The organism is Pseudomonas sp. JZ134, from assembly GCF_051027695.1.
GTDB lineage: Bacteria > Pseudomonadota > Gammaproteobacteria > Pseudomonadales > Pseudomonadaceae > Chryseomonas > Chryseomonas luteola.
In genome coordinates, this window is record NZ_CP069250.1 from 902058 (window position 1) to 922265 (window position 20208).

At 57.5% G+C, this 20208-nt stretch carries 19 protein-coding genes; 10 read left to right on the plus strand and 9 right to left on the minus strand.

Features of this window, described 5'->3' with window-relative positions; translation table 11 throughout:
- Positions 1-37: 37 nt before the first annotated feature.
- The 4 genes from JQR86_RS04010 (at position 38) to JQR86_RS04025 (ending at position 6334) form a co-directional block, all read left to right on the plus strand.
- Entirely contained in the window at positions 38-2476 is a 2439-nt protein-coding gene (locus tag JQR86_RS04010) for a glycogen/starch/alpha-glucan phosphorylase (RefSeq protein ID WP_434154372.1), read from the plus strand.
- Positions 2477-2534: 58 nt separating this feature from the next.
- Entirely contained in the window at positions 2535-4634 is a 2100-nt protein-coding gene (gene glgX / locus JQR86_RS04015) for a glycogen debranching protein GlgX (protein WP_434154373.1), read from the plus strand.
- A 123-nt stretch (positions 4635-4757) separates the two neighbouring features.
- A complete protein-coding gene (locus JQR86_RS04020) occupies positions 4758-5768 on the plus strand; it encodes a class 1 fructose-bisphosphatase (protein ID WP_010795543.1) in 1011 nt (336 codons plus the stop codon).
- A gap of 158 nt (positions 5769-5926) precedes the next feature.
- Positions 5927-6334, plus strand: coding sequence for a hypothetical protein (locus JQR86_RS04025; protein WP_434154374.1), 408 nt, complete (start codon positions 5927-5929; stop codon positions 6332-6334).
- Between the two features lie 47 nt (positions 6335-6381).
- On the opposite strand, the gene JQR86_RS04030 is transcribed toward JQR86_RS04025, so the two are convergent.
- The 6 genes from JQR86_RS04030 to JQR86_RS04055 form a co-directional block, all read right to left on the minus strand.
- The gene (locus JQR86_RS04030) at positions 6382-6969 is read right to left on the minus strand and encodes an O-methyltransferase (protein ID WP_010795541.1); all 588 of its coding nucleotides are present in this window, start codon (positions 6967-6969) and stop codon (positions 6382-6384) included.
- A gap of 114 nt (positions 6970-7083) precedes the next feature.
- The gene (locus JQR86_RS04035; protein WP_434154375.1) at positions 7084-8133 is read right to left on the minus strand and encodes an acyltransferase family protein; all 1050 of its coding nucleotides are present in this window, start codon (positions 8131-8133) and stop codon (positions 7084-7086) included.
- Positions 8134-8607: 474 nt separating this feature from the next.
- Positions 8608-9135 carry a hypothetical protein gene (locus JQR86_RS04040; protein ID WP_312509530.1) on the minus strand — a complete coding sequence of 176 codons (528 nt, stop codon included), beginning with the start codon at positions 9133-9135 and terminating at the stop codon, positions 8608-8610.
- A 130-nt stretch (positions 9136-9265) separates the two neighbouring features.
- Positions 9266-9406 (minus strand): hypothetical protein, encoded by a 141-nt coding sequence (locus tag JQR86_RS04045; protein WP_162997549.1) that lies wholly within the window; start codon positions 9404-9406, stop codon positions 9266-9268.
- 53 nt (positions 9407-9459) lie between these two features.
- A complete protein-coding gene (locus JQR86_RS04050) occupies positions 9460-10512 on the minus strand; it encodes a GGDEF domain-containing protein (protein ID WP_434154377.1) in 1053 nt (350 codons plus the stop codon).
- 173 nt (positions 10513-10685) lie between these two features.
- Positions 10686-12047, minus strand: a complete 1362-nt coding sequence (locus tag JQR86_RS04055; RefSeq protein ID WP_434154379.1) for an MATE family efflux transporter — start codon at positions 12045-12047, stop codon at positions 10686-10688.
- A gap of 166 nt (positions 12048-12213) precedes the next feature.
- Between JQR86_RS04055 and JQR86_RS04060 the strand changes: the two genes are divergently transcribed.
- Positions 12214-13065, plus strand: coding sequence for an urea carboxylase-associated family protein (locus tag JQR86_RS04060; RefSeq protein WP_010795535.1), 852 nt, complete (start codon positions 12214-12216; stop codon positions 13063-13065).
- Positions 13066-13121: 56 nt separating this feature from the next.
- On the opposite strand, the gene pcp is transcribed toward JQR86_RS04060, so the two are convergent.
- The 3 genes from pcp to JQR86_RS04075 are packed head-to-tail and all read right to left on the minus strand — an operon-like array spanning position 13122 to position 15458.
- Complete coding sequence (gene pcp / locus JQR86_RS04065; protein ID WP_434154380.1) at positions 13122-13763, minus strand: pyroglutamyl-peptidase I; 642 nt, start codon at positions 13761-13763, stop codon at positions 13122-13124.
- A gap of 8 nt (positions 13764-13771) precedes the next feature.
- Positions 13772-14722, minus strand: a complete 951-nt coding sequence (locus JQR86_RS04070; RefSeq protein WP_434154381.1) for a DUF979 domain-containing protein — start codon at positions 14720-14722, stop codon at positions 13772-13774.
- Between the two features lie 4 nt (positions 14723-14726).
- Entirely contained in the window at positions 14727-15458 is a 732-nt protein-coding gene (locus JQR86_RS04075) for a DUF969 domain-containing protein (RefSeq protein ID WP_010795532.1), read from the minus strand.
- 359 nt (positions 15459-15817) lie between these two features.
- Between JQR86_RS04075 and JQR86_RS04080 the strand changes: the two genes are divergently transcribed.
- From JQR86_RS04080 to JQR86_RS04100, 5 genes are all read left to right on the plus strand, one after another.
- Positions 15818-16732, plus strand: coding sequence for a LysR family transcriptional regulator (locus JQR86_RS04080; RefSeq protein WP_019364920.1), 915 nt, complete (start codon positions 15818-15820; stop codon positions 16730-16732).
- 97 nt (positions 16733-16829) lie between these two features.
- Complete coding sequence (locus JQR86_RS04085) at positions 16830-17576, plus strand: 5-oxoprolinase subunit PxpA (protein WP_197872761.1); 747 nt, start codon at positions 16830-16832, stop codon at positions 17574-17576.
- Positions 17573-18253, plus strand: a complete 681-nt coding sequence (locus JQR86_RS04090; RefSeq protein WP_434154382.1) for a 5-oxoprolinase subunit B family protein — start codon at positions 17573-17575, stop codon at positions 18251-18253. Before JQR86_RS04085 ends, JQR86_RS04090 begins: the two co-directional genes overlap by 4 nt.
- The gene (locus JQR86_RS04095; RefSeq protein ID WP_434154383.1) at positions 18250-19203 is read left to right on the plus strand and encodes a biotin-dependent carboxyltransferase family protein; all 954 of its coding nucleotides are present in this window, start codon (positions 18250-18252) and stop codon (positions 19201-19203) included. Before JQR86_RS04090 ends, JQR86_RS04095 begins: the two co-directional genes overlap by 4 nt.
- A 94-nt stretch (positions 19204-19297) precedes the next feature.
- Positions 19298-20191 (plus strand): PA4780 family RIO1-like protein kinase, encoded by an 894-nt coding sequence (locus JQR86_RS04100; RefSeq protein ID WP_010795527.1) that lies wholly within the window; start codon positions 19298-19300, stop codon positions 20189-20191.
- The last annotated feature ends 17 nt before the right edge of the window (positions 20192-20208 follow it).

The following is a 20208-nucleotide window of genomic DNA, read 5'->3' on the forward strand; positions in this document are numbered from 1 at the left end:
AGCCTATCAGTGTTCGTTATGCCGAGGTTGTTACTAGATGACGAGAGCCCGTTTTATCTCGCCCAACGAAGTTGCTGCTCTGCGTTCCAACATTCTTTCCAAGCTGACCTATGACGTAGGCAAGGACCCCGAGCACGCCCTGGATCATGACTGGTTCATGGCGACTGCCCTGGCGACGCGTGACTATATCGTTGATCGCTGGATGAGTCGGACGCGTGAGGCTTACCGGGCCAACCAGAAGCGCGTCTATTACCTGTCCCTGGAGTTTCTTATCGGCCGCCTGCTGATCGACAGCCTGTCCAATCTGGGCATACTGGAGGAAACCCGTCGCGCACTGGCAGATCTGGGTGTCGACCTTGAGCGTATCCGCGGACTGGAGCCGGACGCTGCCTTGGGTAATGGTGGTCTGGGCCGTCTGGCAGCATGCTTCATGGAAAGCATGGCGACGCTGGGTATTCCTTCTCATGGGTATGGTATTCGCTACGAGCACGGCCTGTTCCGTCAGGTCATCGCTGATGGCTTCCAGCACGAGCAGCCGGAGAACTGGCTTGATTTCGGTAATCCGTGGGAATTCGAGCGTGCCGAGGTCGTGTACGAGATCGGGTTCGGCGGTCATGTCACGCCCTATGAAGGCAACTCCTTGCGCCAGGTCTGGACGCCGGGTGAGAAAGTTCGTGCGGTTGCCTATGACACGCCCATCATGGGGTGGGGTGGGGAAGGGGCCAATACGCTGCGCCTGTGGCGCTCCCGCCCGCTGGAAAACATCAAGCTGGACACTTTCAACGCAGGTGACCACGTCGGGGCCGTAGCCGATCAGGCCCGGGCTGAAAGCATCTCTCGGGTGCTGTATCCGGCCGACAGCACTGAGGCGGGACAGGAGCTGCGCCTGCGCCAGGAGTATTTCTTCGTGGCCGCCTCGCTGGCGGATCTTACCCGGCGCCATATCAAGCAGCACGGCGACATCATGAGCCTGCCCGAATACGCGGCCATCCAGCTCAATGATACTCACCCGGCCATTGCCGTAGCCGAGTTGATGCGCTTGCTGGTGGATGTGTACGGTCTGCCATGGGACGCTGCCTGGAGCACCACCGTCAATACGCTGTCCTATACCAACCACACCCTTCTGCCAGAAGCATTGGAAACCTGGTCGGTCTATCTGATGGAGCGCCTCCTGCCGCGCCACATGCAGATCATCTACATGATCAATGCCCAGTTCCTCGACTCGCTCCGTGCACGGGGCGAGACAGATGGCTCCATGCTGTCTTACGTGTCCCTGATCGATGAAAGCCACGGCCGTCGGGTACGTATGGGCAACCTGGCCTTTATCGGTTCGCACAAGGTCAACGGCGTGTCCGGATTGCATACCGAGCTGATGCGCAAGACCGTCTTCCGCTCCATGCACCGGCTCTTCCCGGATCGAATCAACAACAAGACCAACGGCATTACCTTCCGCCGCTGGCTCTATCAGGCCAACCCTGCGTTGACCGATCTTCTGGTGGATGTATTGGGCGAGGATGTCCAGCACGATCCTGAAAAAGCGCTCCCCCGGCTTAAGCCCTATGCCAACGATGCCAATTTCCGAGAGCGTTTTGCCTACCAGCGGTTGCATAACAAGAACAGTTTTGCCGAACTGGTGAAAAAGACGCTGGACGTCTCCCTCAGTACCGACGCCATCTTCGATGTGCAGATCAAGCGCATCCATGAATACAAGCGACAGCTGATGAACCTGCTGCAGACCATTGCGCTGTATCAGGCCATCAAGGACAACCCCAACGGGCAATGGACGCCTCGTGTAAAGATTTTCGCGGGCAAGGCAGCTGCCAGCTATCACCAGGCCAAGCTCATTATCAAGCTGGCCAACGACGTGGCCAAGGTGGTTAATAATGACCCGTCCATTCGTGACCTGCTCAAGGTCGTGTTCCTGCCTAACTACAATGTGAGCCTGGCTGAAGTCATTATCCCGGCGGCCGACCTTTCCGAGCAGATTTCCACAGCGGGTCTCGAGGCGTCAGGCACCAGCAATATGAAATTTGGCCTGAACGGTGCACTTACCATTGGCACGCTCGATGGCGCCAACGTTGAAATGAGCGAGTTTGTCGGTCAGGAACATATGTTCATCTTTGGCCTAAAGGCGGCCGAGGTTGAAGAGCGCCAGCGCATGGGGGGCAACTCTTCGGACATCATCAACAGCTCGCCACGGCTGTCGGCCGTGCTTTCGGCCATTCGCAGCGGGCAGTTCTCACCGGATGATCCCTCTCGCTATAACGGGCTGCTGGACGTGCTGACCTGGCACGACCGCTTCCTGGTCTGTGCTGATTTTGATGCCTACTGGAATGCTCAGGTGGCCGTCGAGGAGCGTTGGAATCAGCCGGACGAGTGGTGGCGCTCAGCGGTACTCAACACGGCCAGCATGGGTTGGTTCTCCTCCGATCGAACCATTCGTGAATACGCCACGGATATCTGGCAAGTCTTGTAAGTCTCAATAGCCGGCACCTTTCGCGTGCCGGCTTTTTTCTGCTTTACGGAGATTTTCTGTGCCCCGCCACGTGACTCATCTCGAAACCGGAAACCCTGCTGAACTGGGCGCGACACTGGTCGGCGATGGCATCAACTTTGCCGTGTGGGCGCCAGAGGCCGAGCGGGTAGAGCTCTGCCTGTACGATGCCAAGGGCGAGCATGAAACCCATCGACTCGTCTTCCACGAAAAGACAGGCAGTGTCTGGCACGGGCATTTTCCGGGAGGTAAGGCGGGGCAGCGTTATGGGCTGCGGGCTTACGGTGCCTATCAGCCTTCTCAAGGACTTTACTTCAACCCTCATAAGCTACTGGTCGATCCTTACGCCAAAGCAGTGGACCGCCCGTTCGTGCTGCATCCCAGTGTCTATGGCTTCGATCCAGACCACCATGATCGCCCGGACCATCGCGACAGCGCGGCTCATGTTCCCAAGGCCATTGTTCAGGCACCGCTAACACCGCTTGAGCTGGAAGGCCCGCGTTACAAGGGTAGCCAAAGCCTCATCTATGAGCTGCATGTGCGTGGCATGACCATGCAGCATCCCAAAGTTCCTAAAACCATGCGTGGCAAACTGGCCGGGCTTCGGCAGCCTGCTGTGATCGAGTATCTGCAAAAGCTTGGCGTGACTACGCTGGAGCTGCTCCCTATTGCGGCCTGGGCGGATGATCGTCATCTGCCCAAGCTTGGGCTTGGCAATTACTGGGGCTATAACCCCGTCACCATGATGGCTGTCGACCCCCGTCTGGCAGGACGTGACGCCATTATTGAGTTACGTGAAACCGTGGCAGCGCTGCATGCGGCAGGGTTCGAAGTCATCCTTGATGTGGTGTTCAACCACACCGGTGAAGGTGACGAGCTGGGTCCGACCTTTTGTATGCGAGGACTGGATAACCGAGGCTATTACCGGCTGCATCCGGATGATCCTTCGGTTTACATCAATGATGCAGGTTGCGGTAATTGCCTGGCGCTGCAACGCGAGCCAGGGCTGAGGCTGACAATGGACTCGCTGCGCTACTGGGTGCAGGCGGCAGGTGTAGACGGTTTCCGTTTCGATCTGGCGCCCGCACTTGGACGGCTTGAGACCGGCTTTAGCGTCGACGCGCCACTCATGTTGGCCATTGCCCAAGATCCGATCCTAAAACAGGTCAAGCTGATCGCCGAGCCTTGGGATATTGGCCCGGGCGGCTATCAGGTCGGGCAGTTCCGCAGCCCTTGGGCTGAATGGAATGATGATTTTCGCGACGATGTTCGCAAGTTCTGGCGGGGCGACGACGGCATGCGCGGCGCACTGGCGACCCGATTGTCAGGAAGCGCCGATCTGTATGACCGGCACGGCCGGAACATCGACGCCAGCATCAACTTTGTGACGGCTCATGATGGGTTCACGCTGGCAGACCTTGTGACTTATGCACATAAGCATAATGAAGCCAATGGCGAAGAAAATCGCGACGGGACTCAGGACAATCACAGTTGGAACAACGGTGCCGAGGGCCCGACCGACGATCCCCACATCAATGAGCAGCGTGCAGCTGATCAGCGTGCCCTGCTGGCAACGCTGCTGCTGGCAGGTGGCACGCCGATGTTGACGGCTGGCGACGAATTCGGTCGCACTCAGCATGGCAACAACAATGCCTATGTTCAGGATAATCCGCTGTCATGGTTGGACTGGGCACTTGCCAGCAGCCCAACCGGCAAACGCCAGATCAATTTTGTCGCCCGGCTGGCTGCGCTGCGTCGTCAATACAAGGCGTTGCAAGCCGAGCACTTCATCGGGCGCCCCGCTCACGGTGACTGGGTTAGTGTGCAATGGCTCGATGCAGAGGGTGAACCCCTGGACGAGGCGGGTTGGAATAGGCCTGAATCTGCGCCATTGGCACTGGTGCTCTCGCCCATGAACGGTGCCGGGCACCTCAGGGCAGAGCGGTTATGGCTCTGTTTCCAGCCGCTTAACCATCCTCAGACGTGTCGGTTAGCGCTATCTCGTGACGGCCATCACTGGTCGCTCATTCTAGATAGCGCACGACCTGAACTGGAAGCCGGTCATGCAGTCTACTCCAGCGCCGAAAGCCTAGCGCTCGGCCGCGGTGTTAGCATAGCCGTGGAGTTGCTGCGTCCCTAGCGGCGTGCAGACCTTGTCTCTCGAACAATCAGAACGTTGGGTGGGGCTTGTAGGCCGCTTCGCTTGAGACGGAGCTTGAGCATCCGCGCTACACTGCGCGAACCTTTTCTACCGGAGCCTCACATGTCCCGTATTACGCTGAGCCGCTATCTGATCGAACAGACCCGTAGTCATAAAACCCCAGCCGATCTGCGTTTTCTGATCGAAGTCGTAGGCCGTGCCTGCAAGCGAATCAGCTATGAGGTATCCAAGGGTGCGCTAGGTGGCGTACTGGGCAGCATGGGCACTGAAAACGTTCAGGGCGAAGTTCAGAAGAAGCTGGACGTCCTGTCCAACGAAATCCTGCTTGAAGCCAACGAGTGGGGCGGCACCCTGGCTGGCATGGCGTCCGAAGAGATGGACCAGGTTCACCAGATCCCCGGTGAGTACCCCAAGGGTGCTTATCTGCTGATGTTCGATCCCCTAGACGGCTCCTCCAACATTGACGTTAACGTGTCGGTTGGCACTATTTTCTCCGTTCTGCGTAAGGATCATGGGGGTGCCACCTACGGTGATACCACTGAAGAAGCCTTCATGCAAAAGGGCACTGAGCAGGTCGCTGCAGGCTATGCCATCTATGGCCCCCAGACCATGTTCATTCTGACCCTGGGTGATGGCGTCAAAGGCTTTACCCTGGACCGTGAGCTGGGTAGCTTCGTATTGACACACGAAAACATCTCCATTCCGGAGACAACTGCCGAGTTCGCTATCAACATGTCCAACCAGCGTCACTGGGAGCCGCCGGTACAGCGTTACGTAAGCGAGCTGCTGGCTGGCAAGGAAGGTCCACTGGAGAAGAACTACAACATGCGCTGGATCGCCTCCATGGTGGCCGATGTGCATCGTATTCTTACCCGTGGCGGTATCTTCATGTACCCACGTGATGCTCGTGAACCGGAAAAGCCCGGCAAGCTGCGTCTGATGTACGAAGCCAACCCGATGGCCATGCTGGTCGAGCAGGCAGGCGGTGCGGCCACCAATGGTTACCAGCGTATTCTGGAAGTGCAACCGGAAGGCCTGCATCAGCGTGTAGCCGTCTTCCTCGGCTCCAAAGAAGAAGTCGAGCGCGTTACCCGTTACCATCAGGACGCCTGATGACCGACTGGCCAATGGTCATTTACCGTTGGCCAGTTCTCTTCTCCCGCTAATGCAGGCTTCGTTCAGCCTGTATTAAGCCGCGATTCAGACGCTGTTAAGAGCTCTTTTTCTACTCTGACTCTGCTTGCTCATTCATGGCCAGCGAGGACAATATTATGAATCTCTTTCAGAAAATGGCAGCGTTTGCAGTAATCAATACCGTAAGCTACACCGCCCTGGCAGCAGATCGCGATGCTTCTGTTGAAACCCCGGTCGGCTCTACGGGTGGTGATGTGATAGATACCCGTGACTTACTGCAGACAGCCAAAGAATCCGATACTGGCGATGGGGTTTCCCAGGGTCAGTCATGGAGTCAGCGTCTTGGGCGCTCCGGTCAGCGCTATACAATCGCAACCCAACGCTTCAACGGTGAGACTATTGAGCCGCATAACCTCTCCGGGCATTACTCCGGTGTCTCGGCCACAAACCCGCCGGGTACTGTAACTTTCGAGGTTCTGTCCCTTGAGCAAAGCACATCGGCTCACCAGTCGACACCGTACTCATCTGGCAAAGGGACAATCTGACGGCGTAAACCTCTGCACGGGAGCGTAGTGCTCCCGGCAGGGCAGGTTCAAGGCCGACGGGTTGCCAGAAACTCACCTTTGCCTACCGGCACAAGGCAAGTCGAAAAGTCCGGATCGCTCTCAACCAGAGCCTTGAAGGCCGCCATTTCATCGGCATGGGACAAGGCATTGTCCACGATCAGAAGGCCGCCCGGGCGCAGGACTCTTCTGAGGTCAGGCCACCAGCCACAATATTGGCAGCGCTCGGAATCAAGAAACACAAGGTCCAGTGAGTACTTGTCCTGTGCAGCCAGGATGGCACCGCCGTCACTGTGAAGCTGTGTTATCAGCGCCTCGAGCCCGGAGCGCTTGAAGTTCTGCCGTGCCAGCTCGATTTTGGCTTCGGAAAGCTCCACGGTGCGAATGGTTCCGCCCACTGTATGAGCTGCTTTTGCCAGCCACAAAGTGGAGTAGCCATTGGAGGTCCCGATTTCCAAGACACGCTTGGCATTGGTAGCCTGAACCATGACATAAAGAAACTCACCCGTATCACGTGTGATGTTCAGCATGCGACTTGGCCGCTCATGGGTACGGCTATCGTTAATTTCCCCAAAGGTTTCCAGTTCTTTTAATAAAGTATCCAGGTCGGAAGGCATTAATTATCCACTCACTGTTTTTGTTTTAGGGAATTAATACTGCTGGATAATAGTAAGTGTTTGAATAATAAAAAAGCCCCGCCAATATAGTTGGCGGGGCTTTTAGTTAACGCTTTAAGAAGCAACCGGGGGTGTATCGTTACTCGGCTGCTTTGGGTGCTTTTTTAGGAAGCTTAACTTTGGTGCCTGGAACATATAGTCCATGTGCAGTTTCAGCATGATTTTGGCAGCAATAATCGGTACGACAATGCCAACAAGGCATGCTGCAAAAATATGCAGGTAGACGTTATCGACATGCAGGAACTTGCTCAGGATAACGCGTACGCCGCTCCCGGCCAGGATGTGCATGAGATAGATCGGCATGGACAGCGTGCCGATGGTAATGAACCACTGAACAGGTTTGCGGGCCAGCAGCATGGACAGGCTCGTAACCAGCAGAATGGCCGATAGCGCCACCATCAGCGACATCCATCCGCGGTCGGTATAAGTGTGATGCGAGATGATATGGAACTGATACTCCAGTCCCGCTGTAACCAGAAGCGTAAAGGCTGCTATGCGACCTGGCTGCGCTTCGATGGCAGCAGCAATATTGGTAAACCAGACGCCAAAGGCGAAAAACACGAAGTTCTGGATCAGAAAGTCGACCAGCATCTGGCGCGGCGCGTATTGCTGGAGCCCGTAGGCCACGGCGGACAGCAGGAAAATGGGTAGGAAAACCTTCTTCGATTTGCTGCCGTACAGCACGATGGACAAAACAAATACAAAGAACAGCGCATACAGGAACCAGAACTGAGCTCTGGGCCGCCACAATAGGGAGAACACCTCACCCAGCGTTACATCGCCATTGGTATAGCGAGAGAGGAAGGCTTCAATTACGCCCTGCAGGATTGACCAGACAAGGAAAGGGTAGACAACCGTGTCCAGCTTGTTGACGAACACGCCCTTACCGCCGCGACTCGTTAGCGATTTGAAGAAAAACAGGCCAGACAGGAAGAAGAACAACGGCATGTGAAAGCTGTAGATGATGCTGTCCACAAGCATGTGCGTCTCGACATCGGTCTTGATGATGCCGGCATTTAAAAGCCCGCGGAGCACATGGCCATAGACAACCAGGATTATACCAATGGCCTTGGCATAATCGACCCACACATTTCGGTTATTCATTGAACTATCCTTGATTCAAAGGTTGAAACTAAGACGATTTTTTAGAGGTAGTAAGTTGGGATCCAACTGCTCATCCCTGTGCCTGAGGAGTTCCGCTTCCTTGGTCAGGCTTGGCCGCTTTAATAACAACGCGAGATCGTAAAGCCATCATAAATTAGAATGTGAAACGTATAGTGAAAAGTCTAAAAAAATAATTCCGACAATCGGGATTTGCTTTAAAGTCTGGCCAGACCTGCACACGCTTATTGTTATTGGAAAAATTAAATACGCCAATAAAACCCTGAATAAAGAACGGGTTTTATAACAAGATAAAAACGTGTTTATGAAGCAATCACAACTCCAGCGACGAGGTCTGACAATGGCGATATGCTATTGTTCCGTGGCGCTTTGAAAAGATTTCGCTGTTCTGTCTGGCAGATCGCCAAATCAGCATTTGAGGCTGGACATCTGCACGCTGGAGTGCTCACTGGCAGTCTAGAGGTCTGGATTGATGCCCTTGAGCTGCTGTTTGACGAGGATTTTCTCGTAATCGGGTGAGGTGTAGATCAGAAGTGCCTGCCGCTTCATGTCTGCGTTGCTGGAAAACCTATAGAACACCGTATTGTTATCGAACGCCATGAACGCATGACTGTTGGGCTGGCTTTCCAGTTTGATGAAGTGATCGGACGGCGATTGCGAGGAGGGTGGCCCGTATTTCTCGGTTAGGCCTTGAGCAATGAGAAAGCTCTTTTCAACCGGCGTGACAATCGAAAGGCGCAAGAAGCGGTTGTCGATAAAGAACAGCCCAGCCTCAAGGCTATCCTTGCCCAGCTTAAGATCGGGGCAGCTGTAATACTCCAGCCCCTCGATAGGTGCAGTACGCGGTGTCAGGGTGCAGATCTTGCTTTCCAGTACCGTTTGCTTGCTATCACCAAAGTGCAAATCCTTATAGCCGTCTACGGCTTGGGAAAGGCCTGCATGCAGCGAAGCGATAACGCCTAGCAGATACCCTGACTTGCGCATTACATGACATTCCGACGTAAGGGTGAATGATGATGACGCGCATCATACCTCATGTCAGCGATGTTGAAAGAAGTGGTGCAGTCGCCGGGTAAGCCGGGAGGGGACCCAGGCTTACCCGTTCAGAGGTGAATTACCAGACGCCAGGAGGAATGATGTCGTCAGAGTCATATTTGATCTTGTCGATGTTCTCTTTCTTGCTGTGCTCCGGCGTCGTGTCATCCAGGGTTTCAGGCTGGGTATCGTCCTTGGGATAGTCATCAGCTTCAGGCATACAGGCGTCCTCCAGTGGATACGGGGTCTATTGTTTGGGCCGATAAATGCCCATCAGGTTCCTTGGGAACCTGATTCAGACGCCATCACGACTCGATTACGGCCCTCGTGCTTGGCCCGATAAAGAGCTGCATCAGCGCGTTTCAACAGTGACTCGGCAGGCTCATCCGCATCCCCATTTGCACCGCCAATACTGGTGGTAACCGCAACAGGGCCGTTGACGGTCAAAAAGGGAGTATCGGCAATGGCAAGGCGTATGCGTTCCGCGATGCCATCCAGCTGCTCCGCCTTGTCGATGCGGGTAATCACGGCAAACTCTTCACCTCCCAGTCTGAGTAACAGGTCATGGGGGCGAAGCGTGGTGGCGATCCGGTGGGCGGTTTCGACAAGCACCTGATCACCTGCGGCATGGCCATGCTGATCGTTGACTGCCTTGAAGTGATCCAGGTCGATGAACAATGCGCCGATTCGCTCGTTGTTGCGCCGTGCGGCAGCTTGCTCGACCGGATAGAAGTGCTCCAGCGCCGCACGATTCCATAATTGTGTCAGCGGATCGAGCATCGCTCTGCGGCGCTCGCGTGAGATAACGGTGCGCAGGTAGCGGGTCTGCTCTGAAAGGCTGCGTAGTTTCAAGTAGCCGTCAGCCATTTGGGCAAGGTCTCTCAGGCGGTCACGCTCCCGAGCCGTCAGCTGCCTGGGCTCGGAATGCATCAGGCACAAGGTGCCAATGGGCAGACCTGATGGCGCCACGAGGGGATGCCCTGCATAAAACCGTATGTACGGGGGCTCGATCACCAGTGGGTTGGATGCAAAACGTTCATCGCTCAAGGCGTCCGGTACGATCAGCGGGCGATGGGTATCGAGCAGGGCATGGGCACAAAAGGCAACATTGCGTGCTGTAGCGCTGAAGGGTGATCCACTGTGGGCCTTGATGCACTGTTGTTCACGGTCGATCAAGCTGATCAGCACTCGGTCGACCTTGAACAGGTCCCGCGCAATCCGCACCAGGGCATTCATATAGGCATCCGCCGGGGTATCCAGTATTTCAAGCGACTCCAGCGCTTTTTGGCGCTCGGCTTCACGAGGGTGTGCAGGCGCAGCGTGCATGGTGAATCCTGTGGCAGGTAGGTGCGATAACCTTGTTCCAGAAGGCGTTCCGCTTGATATGACCCTTGGAAACGCGCGGTGTTGCCAAGGAAAATAGGCGGCGTGTAGGAGGTGAGGGGCGAAGCCCGGCTGTCATCTCTCCGCCGGGCTAGCTGTGCCAACTTTGCTAGGCATCAAGAAGGGTCTTGATGGTGCTGATCAGGTATCCAGGCGTTGCGTCTGGTCATCTGCCAGGCCTGAAAGCTCTGGACGATACCTCTCAAGGCCATGAAGCCCAGAAACGACAACCACAGCCCATGGTTGCCCAGGTCTTTGAGCGCAATGCCTAGCGGAAGGGCGAGCAGGACGGCAATGACCATCGCATTGCGCATTTCCCGGGCTCGGGTTGCTCCGATGAACAGCCCATCCAGCAGGTAACTGCTCATGGCAATGACTGGCAGTGCGGCCAGATACGGAAGGTATGTATAAGCCGCTTCACGTACCGCGGGAAGATCGCTTTGCAAGTCGATGAAGCGTGCACCGAACAAGGCAAATCCCAGGGCAAATAAGAGACTGGCCAGCAGCGACCAGCCGGCGGCAATGACCAGGGTTTGCCGGAGGGCCTTGCGATCACGAGCCCCAATGGCGTGCCCTGCCAACGCTTCCACCGCATGGGCAAGTCCATCCAGGGCGAATGCGGTCACCATCAGGCCATTGAGGAGAAGGGCGTTAGCGGCCACCGTGGCATTACCTAAACGTGCGCCCTGAAATGTGATCAGAAAGAAGACGCCTTGCAAGGCCAGCGAGCGGATAAAGATATCGCGGTTAACCGCCAGCAGGGGGCGCCAGGTGGACCAGCGCTTGAGTCGCTTGATGCGAACCGCGCCTGCCATGTGATGCAGTGTCTGGCGCGCCAGCCATAGGCCGAGCCCCACGCCGAACCACTCGGCCAGGGCGGTTGCTGCTGCAATACCGCGAATGCCCCAGCCAAAGCCGAACACGAACAACACGTCGAGCAGCAGATTGACGATGTTGGTGGTCAGCAGCATCGCCAGCGGCGCACGCGCATTCTGGGTGCCCAGCAGCCAGCCGATCAGGGCATAGCTCGACAGGGCGGCAGGCAGACCCAACAGGCGAATCTGGAAAAAGCGCTCGGTGGCTTCGCTCAACGCTGCCGAGGAGGTCATGCTGTTCAGCAGCAGAGGAAGGCCTAGCAGTGAAAGGCCGATCAACCCCAGCGCCAGCACACAGGCCAGCAACAGACCTTGCAACAGAATTTGCCGAAGCGCACTGCCATCCTTACGGCCGCTGGCTTGCGCAGCGAAGCCGGTCGTTCCCATGCGTAGGAAGCCCAGCACCGCGACCATTGTAGTGTAGAGGCTTCCCCCCACCGCCACGGCGCCCAGATCATGTACATCCGGCAGATGACCGGCGATGGCGCTATCTAGCAGGGTCACGAGGGGTACGGTCAGGTTGGACAGAATCATCGGGCCGGCTAGCAACCAGACACGACGATGCATTGGACGGTAGCGCCAATCGGCAAGCAGGGTGGACATAAGGGCTCCAGTCAGCAGAACCCCTAGTGTAAAGGCTTACCGATCATCATGTTTCATGGCTGAGAAAACAGTACTGGCCGGGCAGGGGCGGTAGGGCTAGTGTTGAGGGTGCGCCATCGGCATGGCATTACCTGTGTAGTGATTTTTCTTTGGGAAAGGAGCTGACATGTACAAGCATTACCCTGCTGCCTATCAAGCAAGTCATGGTTCGGCCCTGTCGGTGGATACGGCCTTCTATGACCGTATTCGGGAGGGCAAGGACAAGCGGACGCTTATTGAGTCCTTTGACGTTCCGATCCGTACCGGTCGTGCGTGGCGGGTGCCGGCCGGGCATGTCTTTCGAGTGACGACGCCTGTAGGGCCGCAAGTGGGCGACTTCAATATCTGGAATGCCCATGATCCACGGGAGCGGCTATGGGCAGCCCGTACCCGTCAGCTACAGGGCGCTCATGTGTCTATCTATGATCGACTGTGGTCGAACCTGCCCTTTCTGCGGCCAATGGTCACCATCACGGACGACACCCTGGCTAGTTATGGCATCGACGAACATGGCGGACGCATTCATGACCTGCTGGGTACCCGCTGCGATCCTTACGTCAACAAGCTCCTGACCGGAGAAGATTTCCATCATCACTGCCATTCGAACCTGACCCGCGCGGTATTGCCCTACGGGCTGACCGAGTTCGATGTACATGATGTGCTGAACATTTTTCAGGTGACCGGGCTTAACGATGAGGATATGTACTTCATGAAGGCCTGCCCGGCGAAGCAAGGAGACTACCTGGAGTTTTTCACGGAGATTGACGTGCTGTGCGCTCTGTCGACCTGCCCGGGTGGTGACCTGTCCGTTGCGCTGTGGGGGCCGGATGCGCAAGACCCGCTGTCCGTCTGCCGCCCTCTGGGCGTTGAGGTTTATTCGCTGGATGACACCCTACTGGCAGGCTGGTCATCCCCGGAGCGGGCGGGTTACAAGGGGAACCACGGCCTGGAGCTGGTGAGGCCTGCGTGGGATCGGTGAAGGGCTGTCCTTTTGAGCCTTGCACTGTACAGCCGTGTTCCGTGTGACGGTAAAAGCTAGTTCAGTTGTCCACCGGTTTCCTTGAGATCGGTGGGCGTCATCATGGCCGCTTTCACGGCAATTCCAAGACCCGCTACCAGGGTCTCGAGTGCCATGGAGGGCTGGCCTGGATGCCGGGCCGCTTGTTCGGGCAGATAAGGGATATGAATGAAGCCGCCGCGCACATTCGTGCCGGCGAGCCGGTGCATCAGTCCATAGAACACATGGTTGCAGACAAATGTGCCAGCCGTCTGCGATACCGAGGCAGGAATACCGGCATCCCTGAGTGCCCGTACAATGGCTTTAATAGGTAGCGTCGAGAAATAGGCCGCCGGACCGCCTGGCACTACAGGTGTATCGATGGGTTGTTGACCATTATTGTCGGGAATACGGGCATCGTTCACGTTGATGGCTATGCGCTCGAGGGTCAGATCTGTACGCCCCCCGGCCTGGCCTACACCGATCACCAGGGCGGGCCGATGAGCTGCCAGCATGTGATCCAGCGAGACCAGGGCAGCACCAAAGATGCACGGCAGCTGGCGCGTGATGATGTAGGCATCGCCCAGATTCAGACCATCCAGTTGGCGCACGGCCTCCCAGGAAGGATTCACGGGCTCGTTCTCGAACGGTTCGAATCCGGTCAACAGGATGGTAGTCATGGTGGTCCTCACATCAGGATGTATAGCAGCATGATATTAACTGCCAATAGACTCAAGGCGGTGGGGATTTGTGCCTTGATGACACTATTCTTGTCCGGCAGATTCAGCAGGGCGGCTGGCACGATGTTGTAGTTGGCTGCCATGGGTGTCATCAGCGTGCCGCAGTAGCCTGAAAACATGCCTATGGCCGCCATCACTGCGGGGTTGGCATCGTACTGCCCGATCAGAATTGGAACGCCTACACCGCCTGTCATCACCGGGAAGGCCGCAAAGCCGTTACCCATAATGATGGTAAACAGCGCCATCCCCACGACATACACGGCCACCGCCACGAAGCGGAAATCCATATTGATATAGGAGGTAGTGAGGTGTGCGACGGCCTTGCCAACGCCCGCATCGTTGAACAGGAGCCCCAGCATGGCGAGCATCTGCGGCAGTACCAGGGCCCAGCCCAAGGCCTCGGTCAGGCGGCGTGATTCGCGCATGGATTGCACAGGCGTATCGCGCGTCAGCCAGCAGGCGAGGGCCAGAGAAACCAGACAGCCGACACCCAGGGAGACAAAGGTCGTATTTTTAGGATCCAGCAGTGGAAGACCACCGACCTGCACGTCCTTGACCACTACCGAGCCGATAACGGTGACCAGCGGAATGGCCAGGGCGGGAATGAACAATTTGTTCTTGAGGCGCAGCGCACTGGCTTGGCGCTTTTCAGCAGGCAATTCCCCATGCTTGCCCAGTCCGACGCCACCTGTACCTGCAATGACGGCCATGACCAGCACGCCTACGCCTACCCAGGCGGGCGGTAATAGGTCGCCTACCAAAAAAACAAGGCTGAACAGCGCCCAGAAAAAACCTGTCGTCCAGCGCTTGGGATGAGCGCGATCGGCAAAGGTCATGATTGCCGTGATTGCCAGAATGATGCCGGCCAGCCAGTAAAGGTATTGAATCGAGAGGATCATGGCATCACTCCTGACGGCCGATAGGCGTATGGTCGGCGTCCGGACGTTTTCCGCCCAGCTCGCGCTCCAGTTGGCTATTGAAGCGCTTGAGGCGAATGGCATGGATGATGAACGCACAAATGGCGGTAGGAATGCCCCAGACCGCAATGTGCAGCGGCTCGACATCGATATTGGAACCGAGCAGGAAGGTATGCATCAGGGCGATGGCGCCAAAGGCGACAAAGATGTCCTCGCCAAAAAACAGGCCGACATTATCGGTAGCAGCGCACAAGGCGAGCAGTTTGTAGCGAATTTTCTCCGGCAGCTTGCCGTAGCGGTTTTCTGCAGCACCTTCCGCCATGGGCGCGAGCAAAGGGCGCACCATCTGCGGATGCCCTCCAAGGCTGGTCAGACCCAGCGCAGCCGTCAGCTCCCGTACAAACAGGTAAAAGATCAGGAGCCGGCCCACCGTGGCGGTGCGGATCTTGGCAATCCAGTTCTGGGCATGTTCACGCAGGCCATGCCGTTCGAGAAGACCGATTACGGCAAGCGGCAGGAGGATGATGAGGGGCAGGGCACGTGTCTTGACGAACCCGGCGCCGATAGTGGCAAGAATGGTCTCGAACGGCATGGATGCCGCAAAACCGGTCGCCAAGGCTGCCAGGGCCACGACCAGCATGGGATTGAAGCGCAGCACAAAGCCGATGACGATGACCAGCACACCGATCAGTGGCCACAGGTTGACTGTGGTTTGCATAGGGAGTCTCCCTCGCCGGTTATGCCCAGGCAGGTGGGTTTGACGGCTGTGTGGAGGCGATCGGGAGCGCCTCCTTTGATATTTACGCCGCCCGAGCCGGCGTCAGTTCTTGTTATGACTGCAACGGGCACGATCGCACCAAAGGTATCAATCTGCGATACCAGAAACCTGCAGTGGCTCGCTCAAGGCGAAGCGTCCCCATTTTTTGTATGGATAGTGAAGAACGTCCAACAAATAAAAGTGTTCACCGCTGATTGATAAAAAGCGTGGCCTTTCAGGGGCGAGGCGACTGACGGCCAGTGGTGAGAGGTCGTTCAAAGGGGGTAGAGTGAAATGCTCTACGGGGATGGTAAGCCAGCATGAACCTTCGCTTTCTCGAAACATTTGTCTGGGTGGCGCGTCTGGGCAGCTTTCGGCTGACAGCTGAAAAACTGTCCAGCACCCAGGCGGCAATTTCCAGCCGTATCGCCGTGCTTGAAGGCGAGCTGGGTGTCCAGCTGTTCCTGCGCGATCCACGAGGCGTCACGCTGACAGCCGATGGCCAGAAGGTCTTGGGTTACGCCGAGCAGATGATCGATACCTGGCACGACCTGCGCAAAGTGCTTGGGCAGGAAACCCGGCTGAGCGGACGGATACGCATCGGCGCCATGGACACGGTCATCCACAGCTGGCTGAGCGCCTTGTTCACCTGTGTAACCGACGCCCATCCAAACGTGGAAATCGAGCTGCTGGCCGATACAGCGCTCAACTTGAGCGACCAGCTGCTCAAGGGACAGCTTGATCTGGTATTCCAGACCGATCTCTTGCGCGCCGAAAGCGTGCGTAACCTGAAGTTGGCCAGTTATCCCATCCGCTGGGTGGTTGCAACCGACTCACCGCTCAACCGTGCGTACACGAGTCTGGATGAGCTGGCCCGCGAGCGGTTGATTACCTTCTCGCGTAATTCGCGTCCCCATCAGGACCTGCTTAACTTTCTGCATCAGCACGGGATTTCGACGCCCCGGGTCTCTTGCGTCAACTCGGCGGCGGCCATCATCCAGTTGATCAGGGACGGATTTGGCATTGGTGCGTTGCCCCCGGCCCTCGTTAGCGAGGCGCTGAAGCACGGGGCCCTAGCGCTTCTGCCTTTCGAGGCACCGCCGCCGTTTGCCGTGTATGCCAGTTGGCATACGGGCGTGGGGCTGACGTTGAACGAGGCCATTGTGGCGCTCAGCCAGCAGGTAGTCGGCGGCTTCTGTGCGCAGGTGGGGCCTGAGCAGGCATTACCGGCCTGAAGCAACAAAGCCTTATCGCCGGAGGCCGGAAAGTTTTGTTGGACAGCCGGCATGATTTCCTCAAAGACTGGTTTTTCCGCATCAAGGGAATCCTGATATGAGCACGCGTATCCTTCTGAATTGCGATATGGGCGAAAGCTTCGGGGCTTGGACGATGGGCGACGATGCTCATGCCATGCCACTGGTGGACCAAGCCAATCTCGCGTGTGGCTTCCATGCTTCGGACCCGCTGACGATGCAGAAAACCGTGGCCCTGGCCGTAAGACATGGTGTTCGAATCGGTGCTCATCCGGCCTATCCGGATCTGGTCGGCTTTGGCCGCCGGCATATGGTGTGCTCGCCGGAGGAGGTGAAGGCGCTGGTGCTCTATCAGATCGGTGCACTGGATGCCTTCTGCCGCGCAGCAGGAACGACCGTGCAATATGTGAAGCCTCACGGTGCCCTGTATAACGATCTGGTGCGTGACGATACCTTGCTCAATGCCGTGCTTGAGGCCTGTTTGCAGTTTCGTGAGGGGTTACCGCTTATGGTGCTCGCCAAGACGGACAACACCCGTGAGCAGCAGCTGGCGGAGAAGGTCGGCGTACCCTTGCTGCGTGAAGCCTTCGCCGACCGCGCCTACATGCCCGACGGGCAACTGGCGCCTCGCCGGGAAGCGGGCGCGGTCCATCATGATCCCGAACGTATTCTGTCCCAGGCGATCGCCATTTCCCGCGGGGATGCCTTTCCCGGTTTCGATGGCCAACCCATGTGCCTGACGGCAGACAGCCTGTGTGTCCATGGAGACAACGCCGAGTCACTCGCTGTGTTACGTCGCCTGCGGGCGGCTCTGGATGCGGCATGATCCGGATTGAGCCCTACGGCGCCGAGGCGCTGATGTTGACCCTGGCGGATACACCCACGCCCGATCTCCCCGGACGTATTGCCCGTCTGGCCGCTCTGATTGAACACACACTGGGCGACGGTGTGATCGATCTGGTGCCGGGCTGGAACACGTTGCTCATTCACTATGACTTGCTGCGCTACGACCTGACGGACATTCAGGCTCGCGTCACAACGATCGTCGAGCGGTGGCGCAAGGAGCCGGAAACTGTGAAGAGTTCTTCACGCCGGCATGAAGTGCCCGTCTGGTACTGCGGGCCGGACCTGGAGCCGGTGGCCAAGGCCTGCTCGCTGACGGTCGCGGAATTGATTGCTTTGCATAGCGGACGCGATTATCTGGTCGGTGCCATCGGCTTTGCGCCCGGTTTTGCCTATATGGGCGAGCTGGATGAGCGAATCGTCCTGCCTCGGCTGGCCTCACCGCGGCCTCGGGTGGAGGCTGGCAGTGTGGCGATTGCCGAACGCATGACCGCCATCTATCCCCAGGCGTCACCCGCGGGCTGGCATATCCTTGGACTAAGTGCCTGGCCGCTCTTTGACGCACAGGCCGAGCCGCCATGTCCGCTTGCTGTGGGCGATCGGGTTCGGTTCGTTGCGGTTGACGAGGCCGCCTATCGCGCCGCGGGAGGTCAGGTATGAAAGGGTTGAAAGTCATAAAACCGGGGCCGCTGAGCCTGCTGCAGGACGTCGGTCGTTATGGATGGCGTCATCTGGGCGTATCCACATCAGGTCCGATGGACCGTCAGGCGGCGGCCTGGGCCAATCATCTGCTCGAGAATTCCTATGGCAGTCCGGTCCTGGAAATTGCCCTGGGTGGCGTAGAGCTGGAAGCCCAGGTCGATACCTGGCTGGCACTGACCGGGGCACCGCTGGGCGCGACGGTAGATGGACAGACGGTTCCTGCCTGGTCGCGCTTCTGCATGAAGGCTGGGCAGCGGCTGCAATTGGGATTTGCCCAAGCCGGGCAACGCGCTTACCTGGGCGTAGTGGGTGGCTTCAGGGGTAAGACCGTGCTGGGTAGCGTGGCCACACATCGTCGCGAAGGTCTGGGCGGCCTGAATGGCGATGGTCAAGCGTTGCAGGCCGATGACATTCTGGTTTGCAGCCCTGGGCTTGAGGATTTCGACAAGGCACTGGGTGCGGCGAGCCGCTTCATTCCCGACTACCGCGAGTCTCCGGTGTTGCGTCTGGTCGTCGGGGGCGATGGAGAAGCCTTTGCGGTCGAGCAGCGGGATCGGTTCTTTGGTTCATCCTGGCGAATCAGTCCTCAGGCCGATCGCATGGGGATTCGTCTACAGGGCGATGCACCGCTTGCAGCGCCAGTCCGTCAGTGGTCTCTGGGGGTTCTGGCCGGAGCGGTGCAGGTTCCGCCGGAAGGCCAGCCCATTGTGCTCATGGCAGACTGTCAGACCATGGGGGGATATCCGGTCCTCGGCTTTGTGCATCCGCTGGATCTCTGCCGGCTGGCGCAATGCCCCGCCCACCATGAAGTGCGCTTCAGGCCGATCGAGCTAGAGGAGGCCCAGGGTGATCTCAAGCGGTTCTATCGGTTTTTCAAGCACCATGAAATGAACTTATGTGCGGACTAGAGGGTGCCGTTTGTGCGAGTGATTTTTGCTGAGCCGTGCGTCATGACGTATAACGTTATGTAGGTATGGCCAGAAGTGATCAACGTACAAACAGATGAAAACACCCAAGCGCATGGAATCTCTGGTCGAGGACGGCCTGATTGATGAGGTGCTGCGCCCGCTGATGAGCGGCAAGGAGGCCTCCGTATATGTAGTTCGGTGCGGCGACGAGATCCGTTGCGCCAAGGTCTACAAGGAAGCAAACAAGCGCAGCTTTCGTCAGGCGTCCGAGTATCAGGAGGGTCGCAAGGTGCGTAATAGCCGTCAGGCACGCGCCATGGCCAAGAGCACTAAATACGGCAGAAAGGAACGGGAGGAAGCCTGGCAGAATGCCGAGGTTGCCGCCCTGTACCGGCTGGCTGGCGCCGGCGTTCGTGTACCGAAACCGCATGATTTCCTGGATGGCGTCCTGCTGATGGATCTGGTGACGGACGAGCGGGGGGATGCCGCTCCGCGTTTGAATGACGTGACCCTGACGCCCGACGAGGCCCGTGAATATCATGAGCTGATGATCCGGCAAGTGGTGCTTATGCTGTGTGCCGGACTGGTACACGGCGACTTGTCCGAGTTCAACGTGTTATTGGCGACCGACGGGCCGATGATCATTGACCTCCCTCAGGCAATCGATGCGGCGGGCAACAACCATGCCTTCCGTATGCTCGCCCGTGATGTGGAAAACATGGCCCAGTATTTTGGGCGTTTTGCGCCTGAGCTGAAGCAGACCCGGTATGCACCGGAAATGTGGGCGCTTTATCAGAAGGGCGAGCTATACCCGCACACCCCGCTTACGGGCATCTATGCTGAACCCGAGGGGCAGACCGATGTTTCATCCGTCATGCGCGAAATAGAAGATGCCCGGCGCGAAGAGGCACGTCGCCAAGCGGCTCGTAAAGAGGCCGAGGCACCGTCGTCCAGCGATGAGCCTCCACCCCCACCATGGCTGAGCTGAGCCTGATGCTCGGTCCG